The sequence below is a fragment of the Kitasatospora viridis genome (assembly GCF_007829815.1).
GTDB classification, from domain to species: Bacteria; Actinomycetota; Actinomycetes; order Streptomycetales; family Streptomycetaceae; genus Kitasatospora; species Kitasatospora viridis.
The window spans coordinates 136080-153486 of the sequence record NZ_VIWT01000005.1 but is presented as its reverse complement, the minus strand read 5'-3'; the positions used below and the strand labels follow the sequence as shown (position 1 = coordinate 153486).

Below are 17407 nucleotides of genomic sequence, written 5' to 3'. Positions count from 1 at the left end.
GCCGCCACGCCCGCGAGCCCTGGTGCGCGCCCTCGCGGGCGACGACACCCCGGCCCCGGCTCCCTGACGGATCGTGCCCGCACCGCTACGCTGGCCGGGCACCGCGCCTACCGAGGAGCCGCCGATGACCCCGACGCCCCGCGAGGCGCTGCTGACCATCCGTCAGGAGCTCGCCCCCGCCGAGTCGGAGAACCTCCTGGTGCCCCGGCTGGAGCTGGGCCTGGCACCGGTCTCGCTGCTCGCCGAGCTGGCCGCCCAGCAGCACCGGATCATCCGCAGCGACCGGCGCAGCCTGCTGGTGCTGGCCGCCCGCTGCGCCGACACCCCGGCCGGGGGGTACTTCGCGCGGCTGGCCGACGGGGAGTCGCTGGCGCTCGCCGAGCTGCCCGCGCTCGGCGCGGCCTGCGGGCTGGACGAGCGGGCGCTGGCCGAGCGCGAACCGCTGGCCGGCTGCCAGGCCTATCCCGGGCAGCTCGCCTGGTTGGCGCTGAACGGCGAGCCGACCGCCACCGTGCTCGCGCTCACCGCCAACTTCGCCGCCTGGGGCCGCTACTGCGCGATCACCGCGACGGCGCTGCGCCGCCACTACGGCTTCTCCGACCAGGCCTGCGCGTTCTTCGACTTCTTCGCCACCCCGGCCCCGGAGCTGGAGGAGGAGGCGGTCGCCGTGGTCGCTGCGGCCGGACTCGACGAGGCGAAGCTCGCCGAAGGCCGCCGCTACGGACGCCTGTTGCAGTCCTACGAGCTGATGTTCTGGAACACCCTGGCCGCGCTCTCCCCCGCCGCCGAGCCCGCCGTCGACCCCGGACTCGGGCTGGCCTGACCGTCCTTGCCCCACCGGGCCCTGGGTTTGCCCGCCCCGCGCCCCCGGGCGCAGGCTGGAAGGACGGGGGCGGCCGAGGCGCCGCCCACCGCCGGCCCGAGGAGGTCAGGATGCCCACGGTCAGTCCGCGGCGCGCCGAGCACGACGCCGCCGCGGCCGAAGAGGCGGAAGAGGAGGACACCACCCTGCTGGAGGGCGTCACTTCCGAGCAGGTCAGGCACGCGGGCGAGGAGTCCCGCGCAGAGGGTGAGCCCTACGAGGACGCGGAGTGATCGGATGCACACGCTGGAAGAGCAGATCGACCTCGACGTCCCGGTGCAGGTGGCCTGGGAGCAACTGCACCGGGTGCACCAGTACCCGGAGTTCGTCGACGGCCTGAAGCACGCGCACGCGCACGGCAACCACCGGGCCCACCTGGACATCGAGGTGGCCGGCGAGGAACGGGCCTTCGAGACCGCGATCAGCGACCACGGCGGCAACCAGGTGATGGACTGGCGCACCCTGGACGGCGCCCACCTGCACGGCACCGTGGTGCTGCGCCAGTTGGACCCGGGCACCACCCAGCTGCAGGTCCGGGTCGAGTACGAGCCCGAGGCGGTGCAGGAGGCCTTCGGCGGTCCGCACGGGTTCGCCCAGTCCGGCGCGATCGAGCGCACGGTGCGCAGCGACCTGGCGCAGTTCAAGCGCCTGGTCGAGACCGACCGGCCGGTCCCGGGCGGTCCCTGAGCAGCGGTCCCCCGAGCAGCGGGGTCAGCGCCGCGCGGTGACGAAGCTGCGCTGCGGGGTGAGGTAGTCGGCGCCACGGCCGTACTCGCGGGCGAGTTCCGCGCGGTCGTGGCGTTCGGCTTGCCAGCCGTGCCGGTCCAGCCAGGCGACCGGGTCCTCCGCCAGGCCGCCGCGCCAGAGCTCGTAGACCGCGGCGAGCCCGGGGTCCGACTCGGGGGCGGCCGGGATCCGGTCGGGGTGCTCGCTCCTGCCCCGGCCGTGGGTGAGGGCCAGCCGGCTGCCGGGAGCGGCGAGGCCGGTGACGGTGTCGAGCAGGGTGGCGACCTCCGCCGACTCCAGGTAGACCAGCAGGCCCTCCAGCAGCCAGGCGCCGGGCAGTTCCGGGTCGAAGCCGGCGCCGGTCAGTTCGTCGGCCCAGTCCTCGCGCAGGTCCACGGCGAGGGTGGCCCGCGGACCGGCCGGTACGGCGCCGAGGTCGGCCAGCACCCGCTCCTTGAAGGCCAGCACCGGCGCCGTGTCGAGCTCGAAGAACCGGGTGCCCGGCGGCCAGTCGAGCCGGAACGCCCGGGTGTCCAGGCCGGCCCCGGGCAGCACCACCTGGGTGCAGCCGGAGCGGGCCGCGTCGAGCAGGTGGTCGTCGAAGAACCGGGTGCGGATGGTCAGGTGGCGGACCATGTCGCGCAGGCCCGGCGACGGTTCGCCGGTGCGCTCCCGGGTGGCCGCGCCGCTTGCCGCCACGAAGGCGGCGGCGTAGGGGTCGTCGAAGAGGCGGTCCGGCCGGGCGCTCTCCAGCGCCCGCACCCTCGCCACGCCGATCGCGGTCCGGCCGACGCCTTCGGGGATCCGTTCGCTGCTCATGCGGCGCATGCTACGCCGCGGTCCGGACGACGGGCGGCGGGCGCCGGATCCGTCCTGGGGATCCGGCGCCCGCCGTGTGCCGTGGTGCGGCCGTGGAGTTGAGGGGCCGTCAGTGGCCGCCCTCGTCCACCACCTCGACGTCGGAGATGTTGCGCTGGATCGCCTCGGCCGGCAGTGCGACGGCCCGCGCCCAGTAGTAGATCGCCAGCGAGAAGACCGCGATCAGGGCCATGTCCCACCAGAGCGGGATGACGTTCTTGGCGGAGGGGCCGAAGCCGCCCAGCCAGGAGATGACGCCCAGGCCCAGCAGGTAGACCGGCAGCCACTGGGCCGCCTTGAAGGCCATGGTCGGCGCGTTCGGCAGGTTCTTGCTGGTCGCGTACCAGGCGTAGCCGCCCAGCAGCAGGTAGCCGAAGACGATCGCAACGCCGAGGCGCCACAGGGTGTCCCAGCCGGACCAGTAGATGATCAGGCTGGCGACCACGAAGGAGATCGGGGAGATGATCTCGCCGAACGGCAGCCGGTAGGGGCGCGCCATCTCCGGCAGGCGCTTGCGCAGCGCGCCGAAGGCCAGCGGGGCGCCGGCGTACATCAGCACGCTGGCCGAGGTGATGAAGCTGACCAGCTGCTGCCAGCTCGGGAAGGGCAGGAAGCAGACCACACCGGTGACGAAGGAGATGATCAGGCCGAACCACGGCACGCCGCGCTTGTCGGTGCGCTCGAACAGCTGCGGGGCGTAGCCGTTGCGGCTCAGGCCGTAGGAGATCCGGGAGGTGGAGGTGGTGTAGATCAGGCCGGTGCCGCCGGGCGAGACCAGCGCGTCGAAGTAGAGCACCCAGGCGAGGAAGCCGAGGCCCAGGACGGACGCCAGGCCGGCGAACGGGCCGCTGATGCCCTCGTAGGCCAGGTTGGCCCAGCCCTTGGCGAAGCTGGAGCCGGGCAGGGCGCCGATGTAGACGACCTGCAGCAGGGTGTAGATCACGGCGCCGATGGCGACCGAGCCGAGCACCGCGCGCGGGATGTCCCGCTTCGGGTTCTTGCTCTCGCCCGAGAGCTGGATCGCCTGCTCGAAGCCGAGCAGCGCGAAGATGATGCCGCTGGTGCTGATCGCCCCGAGCACGCCCTTGGCACCGAACGGCATGAAGCCGTGCGAGTGGAAGTTCGACGGGTGGAAGTTGGTGATCGCCAGCACGAAGATCGTCACCAGCGGGATGAAGATCTTCCACCAGGTCGCAGCGCTGTTGGTGTGGGCGAGCACCCGCACGCCGAGGAAGTTGACCGCGACGAAGACCGCCATCAGCAGCACCGCCACGGCGAGCCCGGACGGGGTGAGGGTGCCGTTGGCGTGCAGGAAGCCCTCGGCGAAGTGCCAGTGACCGGCGTAGCCGATCATCGCCTCGACCTCGATCGGGGCCACGGTGGCCGCCTGCAGCCAGGAGAACCAGCCGAAGCTCATGCCGGCCAGGCCGCCGAAGGTGTAGTGCGGGTAGCGGGCGGTGCCGCCGGCCACCGGGAACATGCCGCCGAGTTCGGCGTGCACCAGCGCGAGCAGCACGATCGCCACCGCGCCGATCCCCCAGGAGATGACGGCCGCGGGGCCCGCCACCACGACGGCGTTCTTGGCGCCGTAGAGCCAGCCGGAGCCGATGATCGAGCCGACCGAGGCCCAGAGCAGGCCGATCAGCCCGATGTCGCGGCGGAGCTTGCCGCCGGTGCCCGTGCCGGACGCCGCTATTTTGTCAACAACTGCCATGAAAGGGGACCCTCTTCAAAGATGGCGGACGAGAGTGCGGTGAACGCTAGCGGTCGATTAGGCATCTGCAAAGACCCGAGTTCCGAATAGTTATGTTCGACCGGTTCGCTAGCACGCAAAATCCCAAGGCGCCAGCGCCGCCCAGCTGTTGAGATAGCCGCAGGTCAGAGCCGTAGAGCCGGTTAGCCACTTACAGCTGACAAAGTCCGGACCAAGATTTGAGGAGGATTTGAGCTTTTGCCGAATGGCCGCGCCCCCGGAGATCCGCACACGGTCGCGTCCTTCATTCCGGGGGCTTAGCCGGGTCACAATCAGGTGTTCCCCGGGAAGATGCCGGGAAATCCCGGGAGCTGACGGAGCGTCGACTAACCGGCCGGGTTCAGCGTGACGGCCTGGTGCTGGACGACCAGCGGCTGCGGCATCGGGAGGCCGCCGGAGGTGTCCAGGCGCAGCAGGCTGACCTCCGCCTCGGCCGGGCCGCCGGAGTTGAGGGCCAGGTAGCGCGGGGTGTCCTTGCTGCTCCAGGTGTGCTCCGCGCCGTCGCAGACCGCGCGGCTGCTGCCGATGCTCTGCTGGGTGTCGCCGGAGCGCAGGCCGGCGCTGACGAAGACCGCGCCGGGGTCGGTGCAGCGGTAGGTGCCCGAGAGGGTCACCGAGCCGTCGGAGCCGAGCACGGCATCGGGCGAGACGGTCACCTGGTCACTGGATGGGTAAGCGGGGGCGGCGACGGCCGGTACGACCGGTGTCAACCCGATGCAGAAGAGGGCGCCGACCACGGCGGCGCGGGCGGACGGACGGACGGCCATCACTACCTCCGGTCACTGGCGTCACCCGGTGGGTGACGGCTGGTTCGGGCCAGTGGTACCTCGCCGGGGAGGGTTCGTGCCGGATTGTCACCCTTGCGGCGGCGTGTCCCGGTCCGGCCCCCCGGCCCCCTTGCCCCGGCCCCGGCCGCTGGGGCAGGCTCGGGGCGCAGGGGGCACATCGGCGTGCCCCCGACACGACCCGGACAAGGACCTGCCAGATGACGAGCCCTCAGGCCTCCCAGAGCGTGATCCCCCCGCTCTTCGCCGGCCTCTGCGACGATGCGGCGGTCTTCCCGCCCGGCGACCTCCCGCTCGCCGAGGCGGTACCCGCCCACCTGGCGCACCGCACCGCCTGGTACGCGGACCTGGTCGGCCCGTTCCTGGTCGGCGCCGGGCGGCTGGGGCAGCTCACCGAGCAGGTCGGCCAGCAGGTCGGCCAGCAGCAGGTCGGCCAGCAGCTTGACGGGCAGCAGCTTGACGGGCGGCGGCAGCTGGACGTCGGCCTGATCGTGCCGGACGGCAGCGCGGGCCTGGAGCCGGCGCTGCGGCAGGTGGCGGCCGACCCGCGGCTGCGGCTGGCCGGCCTGGAGGTGCTGGCCGACCGGGACGGCACCGCCGCCGAGGGCGTGCGCAAGGTGCGGGCCGAGCTGGACCGGCTGGTGCCGGAGCTCGCCCCCGGCCTGCCGATCGCCGTCGAGGTCCCGCGCGGCCCGGAACTGCTGCTCGCCCTGGACGAGTTGGAGGGCGGCCCGTACCGGGTGAAGTTCCGCACCGGCGGGGTGACGGCCGAAGCCTTCCCCGGCGAGCTGGAGCTGGCCTCGTTCCTCTACGGCGCGGTCTACCGCAAGCTGGCCTTCAAGTGCACGGCCGGCCTGCACCACGCGCTGCGGCACGACGACCCGGCCACCGGCTTCGCCCACCACGGCTTCCTCAACGTGCTGCTGGCCACCCACCTGGCGCTCGGCGGCGCGGAGCACCCGGAGCTCGCGGCGGCGCTCGGGCAGCGCGACGGCGCCCAGGTCGCGCAGGGCCTGTCCGGCCTCTCGCCGGAGCGGACCGCCGCGCTGCGGGCCGCGTTCACCGGTTTCGGCACCTGCAGCATCGCCGAGCCGCTGGCCGACCTGGCCGCGCTCGGGCTGGTGGCCATTCCGCAGAGCTGAGGCCGCGAGAGCCTCTGCCAAAGCCCTTACCAGGGCGGGTACCTGGCAGTAACCTCACGGGTCCCACCCGCTCGGCCGCCCGGGCCGCGCGGGTGCCTCGGGAGGGTCCATGCGCACATCCAGACTCGGCCGCCGCCTGCGCGCGGCGGCCGGCACCGCCCTGCTCGGCGCCGCGCTGCTCGGCCTGGCCGCCGGCCCCGCCGCGGCGGCGACCGGCGAGCCGCACCACACCCGCTACTACCTGGCGCTGGGCGACTCGCTCGCGGCCGGCTACCAGACACTGCCCGGCGGCGGCGAGGAGGTGGGCCACGGCTACGCGCAGGACCTGGCGCGCACCCTGGGCGCCCGGGCCGCGGCCGCGCGGCAGGCCTTCTCGTTCACCGACCTGGGCTGCCCCGGCGAGACCACCGGCTCGATGATCAACGGCGGTTGCACCTTCCCGCACGCCTTCCAGGGCCCGCAGCTGACGGCGGCGACGGCCTACCTGAAGGCCCACCGCAAGGACGACCTGACGGTCACCCTGGACATCGGCGCCAACGACGTGGACGGCTGCGCGAGCGGCGGCTCGCTGGACCCGGCCTGCGCCGCCAAGGGCATAGCCACCACCGGACACGACCTGGGGACCATCCTGCACGCACTGCGGTCCGCCGCCGGCCCGCACACCCGGATCGTCGGCATGAACCTCTACGACCCGTTCCTGGCCGCCTGGATGACCGGCGCCAAGGGCCAGGAGCTGGCCGCCCTCTCGGTGCCGCTGGCCGACACCCTCAACGGCGTGCTGGACTTCCAGGACTGCGTCCACGGCGTGCCGACGGCGGACGTGGCCGGGGCGTTCTCGACCAACTCCCTGCTGCCGCTGGTGGACCTGGGCGGGCAGCGGGTGCCGCTGGACGTGGCGCGGATCATGACCTGGACCAACATGTCGCGCGGCGACATCCACGCCAACGACACCGGCTACCAGGTGATCGCGAACGCCTTCCTGGCGAAGCTGTAGCAGCGCCGCGCGCGGAAGTTCACCCCTGACCGTCAAGCGCGGCGGTGAACTTCCGTGCGCGGCTGGTCAGTACGGACCAGACGCCCTCGGCCACCGCGCCCGGCGGGACGAGCGAGCCGCCGCCGCAGACCGCGAGGGCGCCCTTGGCCAGGAAGGCGGCGGCGTTGGTGAGGCCCACGCCGCCGGAGGCGACCAGCGGGACCTCGGGGAAGGGGCCGCGCAGGTCCGCGAAGTAGTCCGGGCCGAGGGTGCCGGCCGGGAACACCTTGACCGCCGCGGCGCCGAGGTCCACGGCCCCGGCCACCTCGGTGGGGGTCATCGCGCCGAGCACCACCGGCACACCGGCCCGCGCGGCGACCTCGGCCACCTCCGGCCGCAGGCCCGGGGTGACCAGGAAGCCCGCCCCGGCCGCGATGCCCTGGCGGGCCTGCTCCGCGGTGAGCACGGTGCCCAGCCCGACCTGGCAGCCGAGCCCCACCGCCGCGGCGGCCGCCCGTTCCAGCTGGACCATCACGTCCGGTGTGGTGCAGGTGAGTTCGATCCACCGCACGCCGCCGGCCAGCAGCGCCTCGCAGAGCGCGGCGGCATCGGGGATGTGCGGCGCGCGGACCACGGCTATCACCCGGTCGGCGGCGAGCCGGGCACGGAAGTCGGTCGGGTCGGTCGGGTCGGTCGGGTCGGTCGTGCCGGTCGTGTTGGTCATGGTCTTCTCCTTGCGACCCGGCGCCGTCACCCGACCCGCCCGTCCGCCCCGCGCCGCAGCGCCCGGCCCGGGAGCGCGCCGGTGGGCCGGCCGTGCTCCAGCACCGGCGTGCCGTTGACGTAGACGTGCTGGATGCCGGCGGCGGGGCGGCGCGGGTGCGGGTAGTCGGCGCGGTCGGTGATCGTGGCGGGGTCGAACAGCACCAGGTCGGCGCGGTGGCCGGCCCGGATCAGGCCGCGGTCGCGCAGGCCCAGCCGGCGGGCGGGGCGGCCAGTCATCCGGTGCACCGCGCCCTCCAGCGTGAGCACGCCCAACTCGCGGACGTAGTGGCCCAGGTAGCGCGGGAAGGTGCCCCAGGCGCGGGGGTGCGGGCGGGCGCCGACCAGCAGGCCGTCGCTGCCCGCGGTGTGCGCGGGGTGGCGCATGATGGCCCGGACGTTCTCCTCGTGGCCCACGTGCTGCAGGATGGTGCTGCCGAGCGCGTCGGCGAGCAGCAGATCGAAGAACGCCTCGGTGCCGGACTGCCCGCGCTCGGCGGCGAGTTCGGCGATGGTGCGGCCGACCGCGGCGGCCTGCGCCGGGTCGGCGGTGCCGGAGACCTGCACGGTGGTCCAGTCGGCCACCACGCCGTGGCAGCCGTCGCTGCCGGTCTCCTCCAGCTCGTGGCGGATCCGCTCCCGGGCCGCCGGGTCGGCCAGCCGGGCCAGGGTGGCGTCCGGCCCGCCCTCGGCGGCCCAACTGGGCAGCAGGGCGGCCAGGGTGGTGGAGCCGGGCAGGTAGGGGTAGCTGTCCAGGGTGAGGTCGACGCCCTCGGCCAGCGCCGCGTCCAGCAGCTCCAGCAGCTCGCCCGCCCGGCCCTGGTTGACGCCGAAGTTCATGGTGGCGTGGGCCAGGTGGAGCGGGCAGCCGGAGCGCCGCGCGATCTCCACCATCTCGGCGTAGCCGGCCAGCGCGCCCGCCCCGTAGGAGCGCTGGTGCGGCGAGTGGTAGCCGCCGTGCGCGGCCACCACCGAGCAGAGCGCGACCAGTTCGTCGGTGTCGGCGTACATGCCCGGCGTGTAGCTGAGCCCGCTGGACAGGCCCACGGCGCCCTCCCGCAGCCCCTGGGCGAGCAGTTCGCGCATCCGGTCGAGCTCCGCACCGGTCGGCGGGCGCCGGTCCCAGCCGAGCACCAGGGCGCGCAGCGTGCCGTGCGGCACCAGGTAGCAGGCGTTGACCGCGATGCCGCGGTCGAGCCGGTCCAGGTACTCGCCGACGCTGCGCCAGTTCCACTCGAACTCGTCCGGATCGCCGTTCCAGCCCGCCAGTTGGCGCCGCAGCACGGGCAGCGTGCGCTCGTCCACGGGCGCGTAGGAGAGGCCGTCCTGCCCGAGCACCTCGCAGGTGACCCCCTGGGTGACCCGCGACGGGTGCGCCGGTTCGACCAGCATCCGCAGGTCGGAGTGGGAGTGCATGTCGATGAACCCCGGTGCCAGCGCCAGCCCGTCGGTGTCCAGCACCTGACGGGCCGTCAGGTCGTGGCCGACCGAGGCGATCACGCCGTCGCGCAGCAGCACGTCGGCCCGGAAGCGGTCGGCGCCGGTGCCGTCCAGCACGGTGGCGCCGCGGATCAGCAGCTCGGCCATCAGAAGAAGGTCCGCACCAGGTCGACCACCCGGGGTTCGGGGGCGTCGGCGTCGTCGAGCACCGGGATCAGGTTCCACTTGTCGAAGGCCGTGCAGGGGTGCGAGAGCCCGAGCCGCACCACCTCGCCGAGCTCGGCCGGGCTGTCGCGCAGGAAGGCGTGCTGGTCGTTGAGCGCGGTGACCCGGCCGGTCAGCGGGCGGCCCGAGCGGCCGCGCTGCACGGTCGGCAGCCCCTCGTCGTAGGGGAAGTCGCGCTTGCCGCCGTCCAGCAGCGCGAGCGCCGGCTCGGGCCGGGAGACCACCCGGGCCCAGCCGTGCATCGCGGTGCGCAGCGCCCGCGCCCCGCCGCCCCGGGCCAGTGGCGAGATGCCCTGGTAGAAGCCGGAGTCGTGGATCAGGTAGGCACCGGAACGCAGCACGGTGACGGTGTCGGGAACGGCGCCCAGCACCCGGGCGACCTGGTCGAAGTAGGCGCTGCCGCCGGCGCTGAGCAGCATCGGGGCGCGGCCGTCGGTCAGCCGCTCGCGGTGCAGCAGGGCGTGGAGCCGGACCAGCTGGTCCAGGTAGTGCTCGACGGTGGCGAGGCCGGCCGGTCCGGCGTCGTGGGCGAGCGCGCCCTCGTAGCCGCCTAGGCCGGCCAGCCGCAGGCCGGGGGCGGCGGCGATCGCGCGGGCGGTGGCCAGCGCGGTGTCCAGGTCGCGGGCACCGGTGCGCCCGCCGGGCCCGCCGAGCTCGACCAGCACGTCCACCGGCCGCTCCCCGTCGGGCACCGCCTCCTGCATCCGGGCGACGACGGCGGGCGAGTCGGCCCAGCAGGTGAACTCGAACCCGGGGTCGGCATCCAGTTCGGCGCGGATCCAGCGCAGGCCGGCGGGGTCGAGCAGGGCGTTGGCGAGCAGCAGCCGGCGCACGCCGAAGGCCCGGGCCACCCGCAGCTGGGCCGGGGTGGCCAGGGTGATCCCCCAGGCTCCGGCGTCCAGCTGGGCCTGCCAGAGCGCGGGGGCCATGGTGGTCTTGCCGTGCGGGGCCAGCTGGACCCCAGCGGCGGCGCACCAGTCGGCCATGGTGCGCAGGTTGTGGTCGAGGGCGCCCTGATCGAGGGTCAGCAGCGGGGTGGGGAGCTGGTCCAAGGTCGGCCCGAGGGCCAGGTACTGAGCGGCCGTCAGGCCGTGCGCCGCTTCGGGCAGCGCCTTGAACCGCCAGTCCAGCCGTTCCTCGGCCAGTGCGGCCACCTTCGCCCGGTCCACTCGACACCTCCCAGTGCGCTGCAACATGTGCAACGGTCTTTGCACATGCTGCTGTCGCCGTTCTAACATGCGGGCCGAAACGCGGTCAACGATGGGAGCGTGCCTGGTGGAAGCCGTACCCGCAGCGGTCGAGGCGGTCTGCCTCGGCGAGTCGATGGCCGTCCTGCTGCCCGACCGGCCGGGGTCACTGGCCGCGGTCGAGTCCTTCCGCGCCACGGTCGGCGGGGCCGAGTCCAACGTCGCCGGCGTGCTGGCCGCGCTCGGCGTACCGACCGCCTGGGTCAGCCGGGTCGGCGACGACGGCTTCGGCCGGCGCCTGCTGACCGAGCTCGCCGGACACGGCGTGGACACCACCGGGGTCGCCGTCGACCCGGACCGCCCGACCGGCCTCTACGTCAAGGAGGGCGGCCCGCACGGACCCGTCCCCCGCTACTACCGCGCCGGCTCGGCCGCCGCCGCGCTCGGGCCCGAGCACCTCGCCGACCCCGCCGTCGCCCGGCTGCTCGACGGCGCCCGGCTGCTGCACCTGTCCGGCATCACCCCCGCACTCTCCGACAGCTGCCTGGCCCTGGTCCGCGCCCTGCTGGCCCGGCCCGGCCGGCCCACCGTCAGCTTCGACCTCAACTGGCGCCCCGCGCTCTGGCGCCGGCGCGACCCGGCCGTGCTGCGCGAACTGCTCGACGCCGCCGACCTGGTGCTGCTCGGCGCCGACGAGGCCGAGGCGGCGCTCGGCACCGGCGACCCGGCCGAACTGCGCGCGCTGCTGCCCGGCCCCGCCACCGTGGTGGTCAAGGACGCCGGCCACCTGGTGACCGCCGTCGAACGGGACGGCAGCAGCACCAGCGAACCCGCCCTCGCCGTCACCGTGGTGGAACCCACCGGCGCCGGCGACGCGTTCGCCGCCGGCTACCTGGCCGGTACCCTGCGCGGACTGGACCAGCGCCGCAGGCTGCGCCTGGGCCACCTGGCGGCCGCCGCCGCACTCACCTCGACCGGCGACCAGGGCGCGCTGCCGGACGCCGAGCGGCGGGCCGCCCTGCTGGACGCCTCCCCCGCCGACTGGGCGGCCGTGCGGGTCGGCCCCGACGGCTGGTGGCCGCGATGAGCCAGACGGTCGACCGGGCGCTCGCACTGCTCACCGAACTCGCCGAGGGCGAACGCTCGCTGGAGCAACTGGCCACACTGCTCGGGGTGCACAAGACCACCGCGATGCGCCTGCTGCAGAGCCTGGAGCAGGCCCGGCTGGTCCACCGCGACGCCGAGTACCGCTACCACCTTGGCGCCGGCCTGTTCGCGCTCGCCGGCCGGGCCCTGGAGCAGCGCCCGGTGCGCCGCACCGCCGCCCCGCAGCTGGCCGCGCTGAACGCGGCCACCGGGCAGACCGTGCACCTGGCCGCCATGGAGGGCGACGAGGTGGTCTACATCGACAAGTACGAGTCCCGCCAGCCGGTGCGGATGTACTCCCGGATCGGGCTGCCGGTGCCGATGCACTGCACCGCCTCGGCCAAGGTGCTGCTGGCGGCGCTGCCGCCGGAGCGGCGGGCAGCGGTGGTGGCCGGGCTGGAGTTCACCCGGTTCACCGACCGGACCCTGACCACCCCCGCCGAGCTGCTGGCCGAGCTGGCCCGGGTCGCCGAGCGCGGCTGGGCCAGGGACCGGGCCGAGCACGAGCCGTTCATGAACTGCGTGGCCGCGCCGATCCGCGACGCCGGCGGCCAGGTGGTGGCCGCCGCCTCGCTCTCGGTGCCCGACCTGGTGCTGCCGTACGAGGGGGTGCTGGAGCTGCTGCCGCAGCTGCTGGCCGCCACCGCGGCGGCCAGCGGCCTGACCTGACCCGACCTGATGAACCGTCACCCATTCGACCAGGAGCGAGAGATGACCGAGAAGACCGAGATCCGCACGACCGGCGCCCCGGCGCCCGCCTGGGTGTTCTCCCAGGGCGTGCGCAAGGGCCCGATCCTCCAGGTCTCCGGCCAGGGGCCGCAGGACCCGCAGACCGGCGCCTACCTGCACGAGGGCGACGTCCGGGCGCAGACCCGGCGGACCCTGGAGAACGTCAAGGCCGTGCTGACGGCCGGCGGCGCGGGCGTCGCCGACGTGGTGATGTTCCGGGTCTACCTGACCCAGCGCGCCGACTTCGCGGCGATGAACGAGGTGTACGCCGAGTTCCTCGCCGAGAACCTGCCGGACGGCGCGGTGAAGCCGTGCCGCACCACGGTCTTCGTCGAACTGCCGCACGAGGCCATGCTGGTGGAGATCGACGCGCAGGCCGTGCTGGACTGACCGGCCGGCCACGGGTGCCGGGGTCGCCCCCGGCACCCGTCCGCCCCGCGGCTAGACCCGGCAGAGCGAGCGGGCCGAACCCCGCGCGGGCAGCGGCAGCTTGCGCGGGCCGCCCTGGTGCACGGCCACCGGACGGGCCGTCAGCGGCTTGGGCTTGCGCTGCGGCATCGCCTTGGGGGTGATCCGCGGCGGCTCGGTCGCCGGCCCCGGCACGGCGGGCGTGCCGGCCGTGCGGTCGGACATGTAGTCGGAGAGGAACTGCCGCTCCGGGCTGCTCAGCTTGCGCGAACGCCCGGAGGCCCGGTCCCGGGCGACCACCACCGTGCGGGCCGTCATATAGGTGAACGGATCGCGGCAGACGTCCACCCGGACGTGTGCGGAACTGCGGCCCAGCCGCTCCACCGAGAGCCGCACCAGCAGCGGTTCGGGGCGGTGGTGCAACTGCTCCAGATAATCGATCTCGTGCCGCGCGATCAGGAATCCGGCCGGAAAGAGCGATTCCCGCGCGGCCTGCGCGTGGTGCTGAAAGAGGTCGTAGATCCCCTCCTGGATGTAGCCGACCAGCCGGGCATTGTTGATGTGCCCGTTCTCGTCGACGTCGCTCCACCTGGTGGGGCAGCGCAGCACGTGCGCGTTGCGGTTGTCCGGGCGGGCCGGACGGGCGTGCCGGGTCGTGGTCATCGGGCGCTCCACCCTTGCTCGGAGTTGAGGGCCCGCTGCAGCCGGGCGTGGTACGAGGGCGCGGTCTCCCGCATCCGGCCGCTGGTCCAGCCCTCCTCGGCGGCCTCCGCGGCCGTGCGGACGACCAGCGAGTCCATCACCCGGTCGACCTCGTCGCACAGGGCGGCCACCACGCTGATCCGCCCGGCCACGTTCTCCGCTCCGGCCCGGCTGGGGAATTCGGCGAGCGCGCTGACCGCGAGCCGCAGACTGTCGGCGGCGACCGCACTGCTTTCCGGCAGGCAATTGTCGTGCACGGGTTCTCCCGGGGAAATAGCGGTTGGCAGGGACGGCGGCACCCGATTCCCGGGCACCGCCGTGAGACGCAGCGGGCACGACGCTAACCCAGCCCGCCTGCCGTATTCGCCGTTGCTGTGCCGATGGGGGGCACTTCCCCACGTCCGGAGTACGGAGAATTCACCGACATCAGTCAAGTAACCAGCCGAACGGCGGCACTGCCGGAAATTCAGTTCGATCCGGTCAGCCGGCGGCGAGTTCCTTGCCGAGGCAAATGCTCTCGGGCGCGCACCGGTAGACGCCGAACTTGGTGATCGGGGCGTATCCCTCGGAGGTGTACAGCGCGACCGCCTCGGGCTGCTCGGTGCCGGTCTCCAGCACCACCCGGCGCCGCCCGGCCCCGGCGGCGCTGCTCTCCAGGTGGCGCAGCAGCACCCGGGACAGGCCCCGGCCGCGGGCGCCGGGCACCACGAACATCCGCTTCAGCTCGGCGTCGCCGTCCCGCAGGTACTCGTAGCTGCTGTCCTTGGCCCGCCAACCACCGCAGGCCACCGGCTCACCGTCCAGGTAGCCGACCACGAAGACGCCGTGCGGCGCCGCGAAGTGCTCGGCCAGCATCTCGGTGGTGTCGACGTCGCCGTAGCGGCGGACGTACTCCTGCTGCACCGCGGCGGTGAGGGTGACGGCGTCGGGGTGGTCGTAGCCGGTGATGCGAAGTTCCATGGCCGCCAAGCATACGGGCGTCGGATCATCGGATGATTTATCCGGCGAACCGGCTCCGCCCACCCCGTCGCCCCCACGGGCTCAGGCCCGGCCGAACTTCGCCAGCACCTCGGACTTCTGGAACATCTGGGCGGTCGCGAAGGCCGAGGGCTGCCCGGCGTGCGGGTCGGCGCCGGCCGCCAGCAGCTCGTCCAGCACCGCGTCGTGCCCCTTGAAGACGGTGCCCGCCAGCGGGGTCTGGCCGCGGTCGTTGGCCTTGTTCGGGTCCGCGCCGCGGGCCAGCAGCACCGACACCGCCTCGGCGTGGCCATGGTAGGAGGCCAGCATCAGCAGGGTGTCGCCACCCTCATTGGCCAGGTCGACCGGAGCGCCGCCGGCCAGGAAGGCCTCCAGCGCACCCGCGTCCCCGGCCCGGGCGGCGCCGAAGATCCGGCCGGCCAGCTCGACCAGCCGGGCCTCCTCCTGCGCCTCGGGCCCGTCGGGCGTTCCGGTGCTGCCGTTCGATTCGGACATCGCGTTCCTCTCGGTGGTCGGTCGGCCACCGGCACCGTATCCGAGGCGGCCCACCGACCGACAGGGTCACCGACCGGACCGCCGCCGGAGCGGACCCAGCGCGCCGAGTGGCCGAATTTTGCACCCGAGCGGGCGACAACGGGAGAGCCAGGGGACAGAACCACCCATTTGCCCCGTTCCATCATCTATTACTTTTTGTCACGATGAAGGAACATTCCGTGACACTGTCCCCACAGTGACCACCTGTCCCCGCCTCACCGAGGAGCAGACCCGTGATCCTGTCCATCTCCGGCATCGTCCTGTTCGGCACCATCGCCTTCCTCTTCTTCCGGCGGGACGGGCTCAAGGTGTCGCACGCCTTGGTCTGCGCGCTCTTCGGCTTCTACCTGGCGGGCACCGCGATCGCCCCGAGCATCCAGGCCGGCGGCGCGAGCCTGGCCAACCTGCTCGGCGGCATCAAGTTCTGACCCCCCGCCAGCGGCCCGGGCCCGGCGGCCCGGGCCTCCCCCACCGCCGAAGGCCCAGGAGACCATGTCCCTCACCCGCCACCTGACCCGCGGCCGCGACCTCGCCCGCACCGCCGGGGACCACGCCGCCGACATGTTCGCCCCGCTCAGCCTGATCGGGCGCGGCCTGCGGCGGCACGCCGGCTGGACCAAGACCCGCTGGCAGGCCACGCCCAAGGAGAAGCGCGGGCCCACCGCGCTGCTCGCCGTCGCCGCGGTGGTCGGCGTCGTGCTGCTGCCGCACGGCCCGCTGCTGGCGATCGTGGCGCTGCTCGGCAGCGCCGCCTGGACCGGCCGGCAGCCCAAGCCGGTCGCGGCCCCGGCCCCCGACCCCGCCGACGTCAAGCTCCCCGCGCTCTACGCCGCGCTCACCCCCTACCTCGCCGCCCCCGACGACCCCTGCCCGCTCTACCGCCCCGACGGCGGCTACCGCGACGCCTTCGCCGGCTGGGCCTTCGACCCGGACGGCCGGCTGACCGCCCTGGAGATCGGCTACCCCGGCTGGTTCACCGACACCGAGCCGGGCGCCCGCTCCCGGATCGAACAGGTCGTGCAGGGCAAGGCCGGACGGGCCCGCGAGTACCGCTTCGACTGGGACCTGGAGTGCAACCGGCTCCGGGTCACCGCCCTGGCCCCGCTGCCGCAGGACGTGCCCGCCCAGCCCTGGGTCACCGCCCCCGGCGAGGTGCTGCTCGGCTTCACCGACCCGGAGGCCACCCAGCGCCGGATCCCGGTCGCCCACGACGGCGGCCCCGGCCACCAGCCGCCGGTGATCTGGCGCACCGGCCCGCGCTCCGCCGAGCCGCACCTGCTGGTGCTCGGCTCTACCGGGTCCGGCGGCTCCACCCTGCTGCGCACCGTCGCCCTGCAGGCGCTGGCCCACGGCGACCTGGTGGTGGTCGACGGCGCGGGCACCGGCGAGCACGCCTGCCTGGTCAACCGGCCGGGCGTGCACACCGTGGAGACCAGCCTGCACGGCGCGCTGGCCGCGCTGGAGTGGGCCGCCCAGGAGACCGAGCGCCGGCTCGCGGTGCTGAACGCCGCCCGCTACCGCGGCGAGCCCGCCCCCGCCGACGCCACCCGGCCGCTCTGGCTGCTGCTCGACCACCCCACCGAGCTGACCGAGCTGGCCGAGGCCCAGGGGCAGCCGGACCCGCAGGACCTGCTGGAGGTGCCGCTGCGCCACGGGCGGGCCGCCCGGGTCACCGTCGTGGTGGCCGAGTCGATCGAGGCCGCCGACCGGCTCTCCCCCGCGCTGCGCGGCGCGGTCCGGGCCCGGGTGGTGCTCGGCGACCACCCGGCGCCCGAGCTGGCCGACGCGCTCGGCGCCCCGCTCGACCTCACCCCCGCCGCCCACGTCCCGCCCGGGCGCGGCTACGCCCGGATCGGCGCCGGCCCGGCGACCCGGCTGCAGGCGCCGGCCACCGTGGACCCGCTGGACGAGGACGCCCCGGCCCGGCTGCGCGACGCGGTGATCGCCCTGCTCCCGCACCGCGACACCCGGATCGAGGCGCCCGCCCCACCCGTCCCCGACCACCAGCCCCAGGTCCCCGCCGCCCCCGGCGAGCCGGCGGGACGGGTGATCCTGGAGAAGACCCCCGAGGCGAGTCCAGCGCCGCTGCGGTGAACGCCGCACAACAGCTCGGACAAATGGGCAAAAGGAAAGCCGTTCCCGTCACAGGGTGCGAATTCGGCCGCACTCAGGGTGATATCCCATGCCAGATGTGACA

Annotated in this window: 20 protein-coding genes; 10 read left to right on the top strand and 10 right to left on the bottom strand. The window is 74.2% G+C overall.

Features of this window, described 5'->3' with window-relative positions; translation table 11 throughout:
• Nucleotides 1–124: 124 nt before the first annotated feature.
• From FHX73_RS37285 to FHX73_RS37280, 3 genes are all read left to right on the top strand, one after another.
• Nucleotides 125–823, top strand: a complete 699-nt coding sequence (locus FHX73_RS37285) for a thiaminase II/PqqC family protein (protein ID WP_145910483.1) — start codon at nt 125–127, stop codon at nt 821–823.
• Between the two features lie 110 nt (nt 824–933).
• Complete coding sequence (locus FHX73_RS45190) at nt 934–1095, top strand: hypothetical protein (protein WP_170305254.1); 162 nt, start codon at nt 934–936, stop codon at nt 1093–1095.
• Nucleotides 1096–1099: 4 nt separating this feature from the next.
• Nucleotides 1100–1549 (top strand): SRPBCC family protein, encoded by a 450-nt coding sequence (locus FHX73_RS37280; RefSeq protein ID WP_145910482.1) that lies wholly within the window; start codon nt 1100–1102, stop codon nt 1547–1549.
• Nucleotides 1550–1573: 24 nt separating this feature from the next.
• Here FHX73_RS37280 and FHX73_RS37275 read toward each other — a convergent pair whose 3' ends face one another.
• The 3 genes from FHX73_RS37275 to FHX73_RS37265 all read right to left on the bottom strand — a co-directional run bounded on the left by FHX73_RS37275 (nt 1574) and on the right by FHX73_RS37265 (nt 4966).
• Nucleotides 1574–2407 (bottom strand): SAM-dependent methyltransferase, encoded by an 834-nt coding sequence (locus FHX73_RS37275; protein ID WP_145910481.1) that lies wholly within the window; start codon nt 2405–2407, stop codon nt 1574–1576.
• A 109-nt stretch (nt 2408–2516) separates the two neighbouring features.
• Nucleotides 2517–4160 (bottom strand): APC family permease, encoded by a 1644-nt coding sequence (locus FHX73_RS37270; RefSeq protein ID WP_145910480.1) that lies wholly within the window; start codon nt 4158–4160, stop codon nt 2517–2519.
• A 365-nt stretch (nt 4161–4525) separates the two neighbouring features.
• Nucleotides 4526–4966: a DUF6299 family protein gene (locus FHX73_RS37265; RefSeq protein WP_145910479.1), complete on the bottom strand. Its 441-nt coding sequence runs from the start codon at nt 4964–4966 to the stop codon at nt 4526–4528.
• Nucleotides 4967–5184: 218 nt separating this feature from the next.
• On the opposite strand from FHX73_RS37265, the gene FHX73_RS37260 reads away from it, so the two are divergent.
• Together FHX73_RS37260 and FHX73_RS37255 are read left to right on the top strand one after the other, a co-directional pair.
• On the top strand, nt 5185–6126 hold the full coding sequence (locus FHX73_RS37260; protein ID WP_211786456.1) for a hypothetical protein: 942 nt from the start codon (nt 5185–5187) through the stop codon (nt 6124–6126).
• A 109-nt stretch (nt 6127–6235) separates the two neighbouring features.
• Nucleotides 6236–7120 (top strand): SGNH/GDSL hydrolase family protein, encoded by an 885-nt coding sequence (locus FHX73_RS37255; protein ID WP_145910478.1) that lies wholly within the window; start codon nt 6236–6238, stop codon nt 7118–7120.
• A gap of 19 nt (nt 7121–7139) precedes the next feature.
• On the opposite strand, the gene FHX73_RS37250 is transcribed toward FHX73_RS37255, so the two are convergent.
• Genes FHX73_RS37250 through FHX73_RS37240 form a run of 3 tightly spaced genes read right to left on the bottom strand, consistent with a single transcriptional unit; the run spans nt 7140 to nt 10695 of the window.
• Nucleotides 7140–7823, bottom strand: a complete 684-nt coding sequence (locus FHX73_RS37250; protein ID WP_145910477.1) for a bifunctional 4-hydroxy-2-oxoglutarate aldolase/2-dehydro-3-deoxy-phosphogluconate aldolase — start codon at nt 7821–7823, stop codon at nt 7140–7142.
• 26 nt (nt 7824–7849) lie between these two features.
• Entirely contained in the window at nt 7850–9448 is a 1599-nt protein-coding gene (locus tag FHX73_RS37245) for an N-acyl-D-amino-acid deacylase family protein (RefSeq protein WP_145910476.1), read from the bottom strand.
• Nucleotides 9448–10695: an alanine racemase gene (locus FHX73_RS37240; RefSeq protein WP_246214119.1), complete on the bottom strand. Its 1248-nt coding sequence runs from the start codon at nt 10693–10695 to the stop codon at nt 9448–9450. Before FHX73_RS37240 ends, FHX73_RS37245 begins: the two co-directional genes overlap by 1 nt.
• A gap of 91 nt (nt 10696–10786) precedes the next feature.
• Between FHX73_RS37240 and FHX73_RS37235 the strand changes: the two genes are divergently transcribed.
• Genes FHX73_RS37235 through FHX73_RS37225 form a run of 3 tightly spaced genes read left to right on the top strand, consistent with a single transcriptional unit; the run spans nt 10787 to nt 12978 of the window.
• Nucleotides 10787–11800: a sugar kinase gene (locus tag FHX73_RS37235; RefSeq protein WP_145910474.1), complete on the top strand. Its 1014-nt coding sequence runs from the start codon at nt 10787–10789 to the stop codon at nt 11798–11800.
• Nucleotides 11797–12528, top strand: a complete 732-nt coding sequence (locus tag FHX73_RS37230) for an IclR family transcriptional regulator (RefSeq protein WP_145910473.1) — start codon at nt 11797–11799, stop codon at nt 12526–12528. The genes FHX73_RS37235 and FHX73_RS37230 overlap by 4 nt, the downstream gene beginning before the upstream one ends.
• Nucleotides 12529–12570: 42 nt before the next feature.
• A complete protein-coding gene (locus tag FHX73_RS37225) occupies nt 12571–12978 on the top strand; it encodes a RidA family protein (RefSeq protein WP_145910472.1) in 408 nt (135 codons plus the stop codon).
• Nucleotides 12979–13029: 51 nt separating this feature from the next.
• On the opposite strand, the gene FHX73_RS37220 is transcribed toward FHX73_RS37225, so the two are convergent.
• The 4 genes from FHX73_RS37220 to FHX73_RS37205 all read right to left on the bottom strand — a co-directional run bounded on the left by FHX73_RS37220 (nt 13030) and on the right by FHX73_RS37205 (nt 15171).
• Nucleotides 13030–13659 carry an acyl-CoA thioesterase gene (locus FHX73_RS37220; RefSeq protein WP_145910471.1) on the bottom strand — a complete coding sequence of 210 codons (630 nt, stop codon included), beginning with the start codon at nt 13657–13659 and terminating at the stop codon, nt 13030–13032.
• The gene (locus FHX73_RS37215) at nt 13656–13955 is read right to left on the bottom strand and encodes a hypothetical protein (RefSeq protein WP_145910470.1); all 300 of its coding nucleotides are present in this window, start codon (nt 13953–13955) and stop codon (nt 13656–13658) included. Before FHX73_RS37215 ends, FHX73_RS37220 begins: the two co-directional genes overlap by 4 nt.
• 223 nt (nt 13956–14178) lie before the next feature.
• Nucleotides 14179–14658: a GNAT family N-acetyltransferase gene (locus FHX73_RS37210; protein ID WP_145910469.1), complete on the bottom strand. Its 480-nt coding sequence runs from the start codon at nt 14656–14658 to the stop codon at nt 14179–14181.
• Between the two features lie 81 nt (nt 14659–14739).
• Entirely contained in the window at nt 14740–15171 is a 432-nt protein-coding gene (locus FHX73_RS37205; protein WP_145910468.1) for an ankyrin repeat domain-containing protein, read from the bottom strand.
• 272 nt (nt 15172–15443) lie between these two features.
• On the opposite strand from FHX73_RS37205, the gene FHX73_RS37200 reads away from it, so the two are divergent.
• Both FHX73_RS37200 and FHX73_RS37195 read left to right on the top strand, forming a co-directional pair.
• Nucleotides 15444–15638 carry a hypothetical protein gene (locus FHX73_RS37200; RefSeq protein WP_035840595.1) on the top strand — a complete coding sequence of 65 codons (195 nt, stop codon included), beginning with the start codon at nt 15444–15446 and terminating at the stop codon, nt 15636–15638.
• Nucleotides 15639–15702: 64 nt separating this feature from the next.
• Nucleotides 15703–17304: an FtsK/SpoIIIE domain-containing protein gene (locus FHX73_RS37195; RefSeq protein WP_145910467.1), complete on the top strand. Its 1602-nt coding sequence runs from the start codon at nt 15703–15705 to the stop codon at nt 17302–17304.
• Nucleotides 17305–17407 lie beyond the last annotated feature (103 nt).

Bases quoted from the DNA above. Each gene is read 5' to 3' on its own strand.
- FHX73_RS37225 (WP_145910472.1), top strand. From the start codon at position 12,571: ATGACCGAGAAGACCGAGATCCGCACGACCGGCGCCCCGGCGCCCGCC.
- FHX73_RS37230 (WP_145910473.1), top strand. From the start codon at position 11,797: ATGAGCCAGACGGTCGACCGGGCGCTCGCACTGCTCACCGAACTCGCC.
- FHX73_RS37265 (WP_145910479.1), bottom strand. From the start codon at position 4,966: ATGGCCGTCCGTCCGTCCGCCCGCGCCGCCGTGGTCGGCGCCCTCTTC.
- FHX73_RS37235 (WP_145910474.1), top strand. From the start codon at position 10,787: ATGGGAGCGTGCCTGGTGGAAGCCGTACCCGCAGCGGTCGAGGCGGTC.
- FHX73_RS37220 (WP_145910471.1), bottom strand. From the start codon at position 13,659: ATGACCACGACCCGGCACGCCCGTCCGGCCCGCCCGGACAACCGCAAC.
- FHX73_RS37195 (WP_145910467.1), top strand. From the start codon at position 15,703: ATGTCCCTCACCCGCCACCTGACCCGCGGCCGCGACCTCGCCCGCACC.
- FHX73_RS37285 (WP_145910483.1), top strand. From the start codon at position 125: ATGACCCCGACGCCCCGCGAGGCGCTGCTGACCATCCGTCAGGAGCTC.
- FHX73_RS37245 (WP_145910476.1), bottom strand. From the start codon at position 9,448: ATGGCCGAGCTGCTGATCCGCGGCGCCACCGTGCTGGACGGCACCGGC.
- FHX73_RS37255 (WP_145910478.1), top strand. From the start codon at position 6,236: ATGCGCACATCCAGACTCGGCCGCCGCCTGCGCGCGGCGGCCGGCACC.
- FHX73_RS37260 (WP_211786456.1), top strand. From the start codon at position 5,185: ATGACGAGCCCTCAGGCCTCCCAGAGCGTGATCCCCCCGCTCTTCGCC.
- FHX73_RS37275 (WP_145910481.1), bottom strand. From the start codon at position 2,407: ATGAGCAGCGAACGGATCCCCGAAGGCGTCGGCCGGACCGCGATCGGC.
- FHX73_RS37280 (WP_145910482.1), top strand. From the start codon at position 1,100: ATGCACACGCTGGAAGAGCAGATCGACCTCGACGTCCCGGTGCAGGTG.
- FHX73_RS37270 (WP_145910480.1), bottom strand. From the start codon at position 4,160: ATGGCAGTTGTTGACAAAATAGCGGCGTCCGGCACGGGCACCGGCGGC.
- FHX73_RS37205 (WP_145910468.1), bottom strand. From the start codon at position 15,171: ATGTCCGAATCGAACGGCAGCACCGGAACGCCCGACGGGCCCGAGGCG.
- FHX73_RS37250 (WP_145910477.1), bottom strand. From the start codon at position 7,823: ATGACCAACACGACCGGCACGACCGACCCGACCGACCCGACCGACCCG.
- FHX73_RS45190 (WP_170305254.1), top strand. From the start codon at position 934: ATGCCCACGGTCAGTCCGCGGCGCGCCGAGCACGACGCCGCCGCGGCC.
- FHX73_RS37210 (WP_145910469.1), bottom strand. From the start codon at position 14,658: ATGGAACTTCGCATCACCGGCTACGACCACCCCGACGCCGTCACCCTC.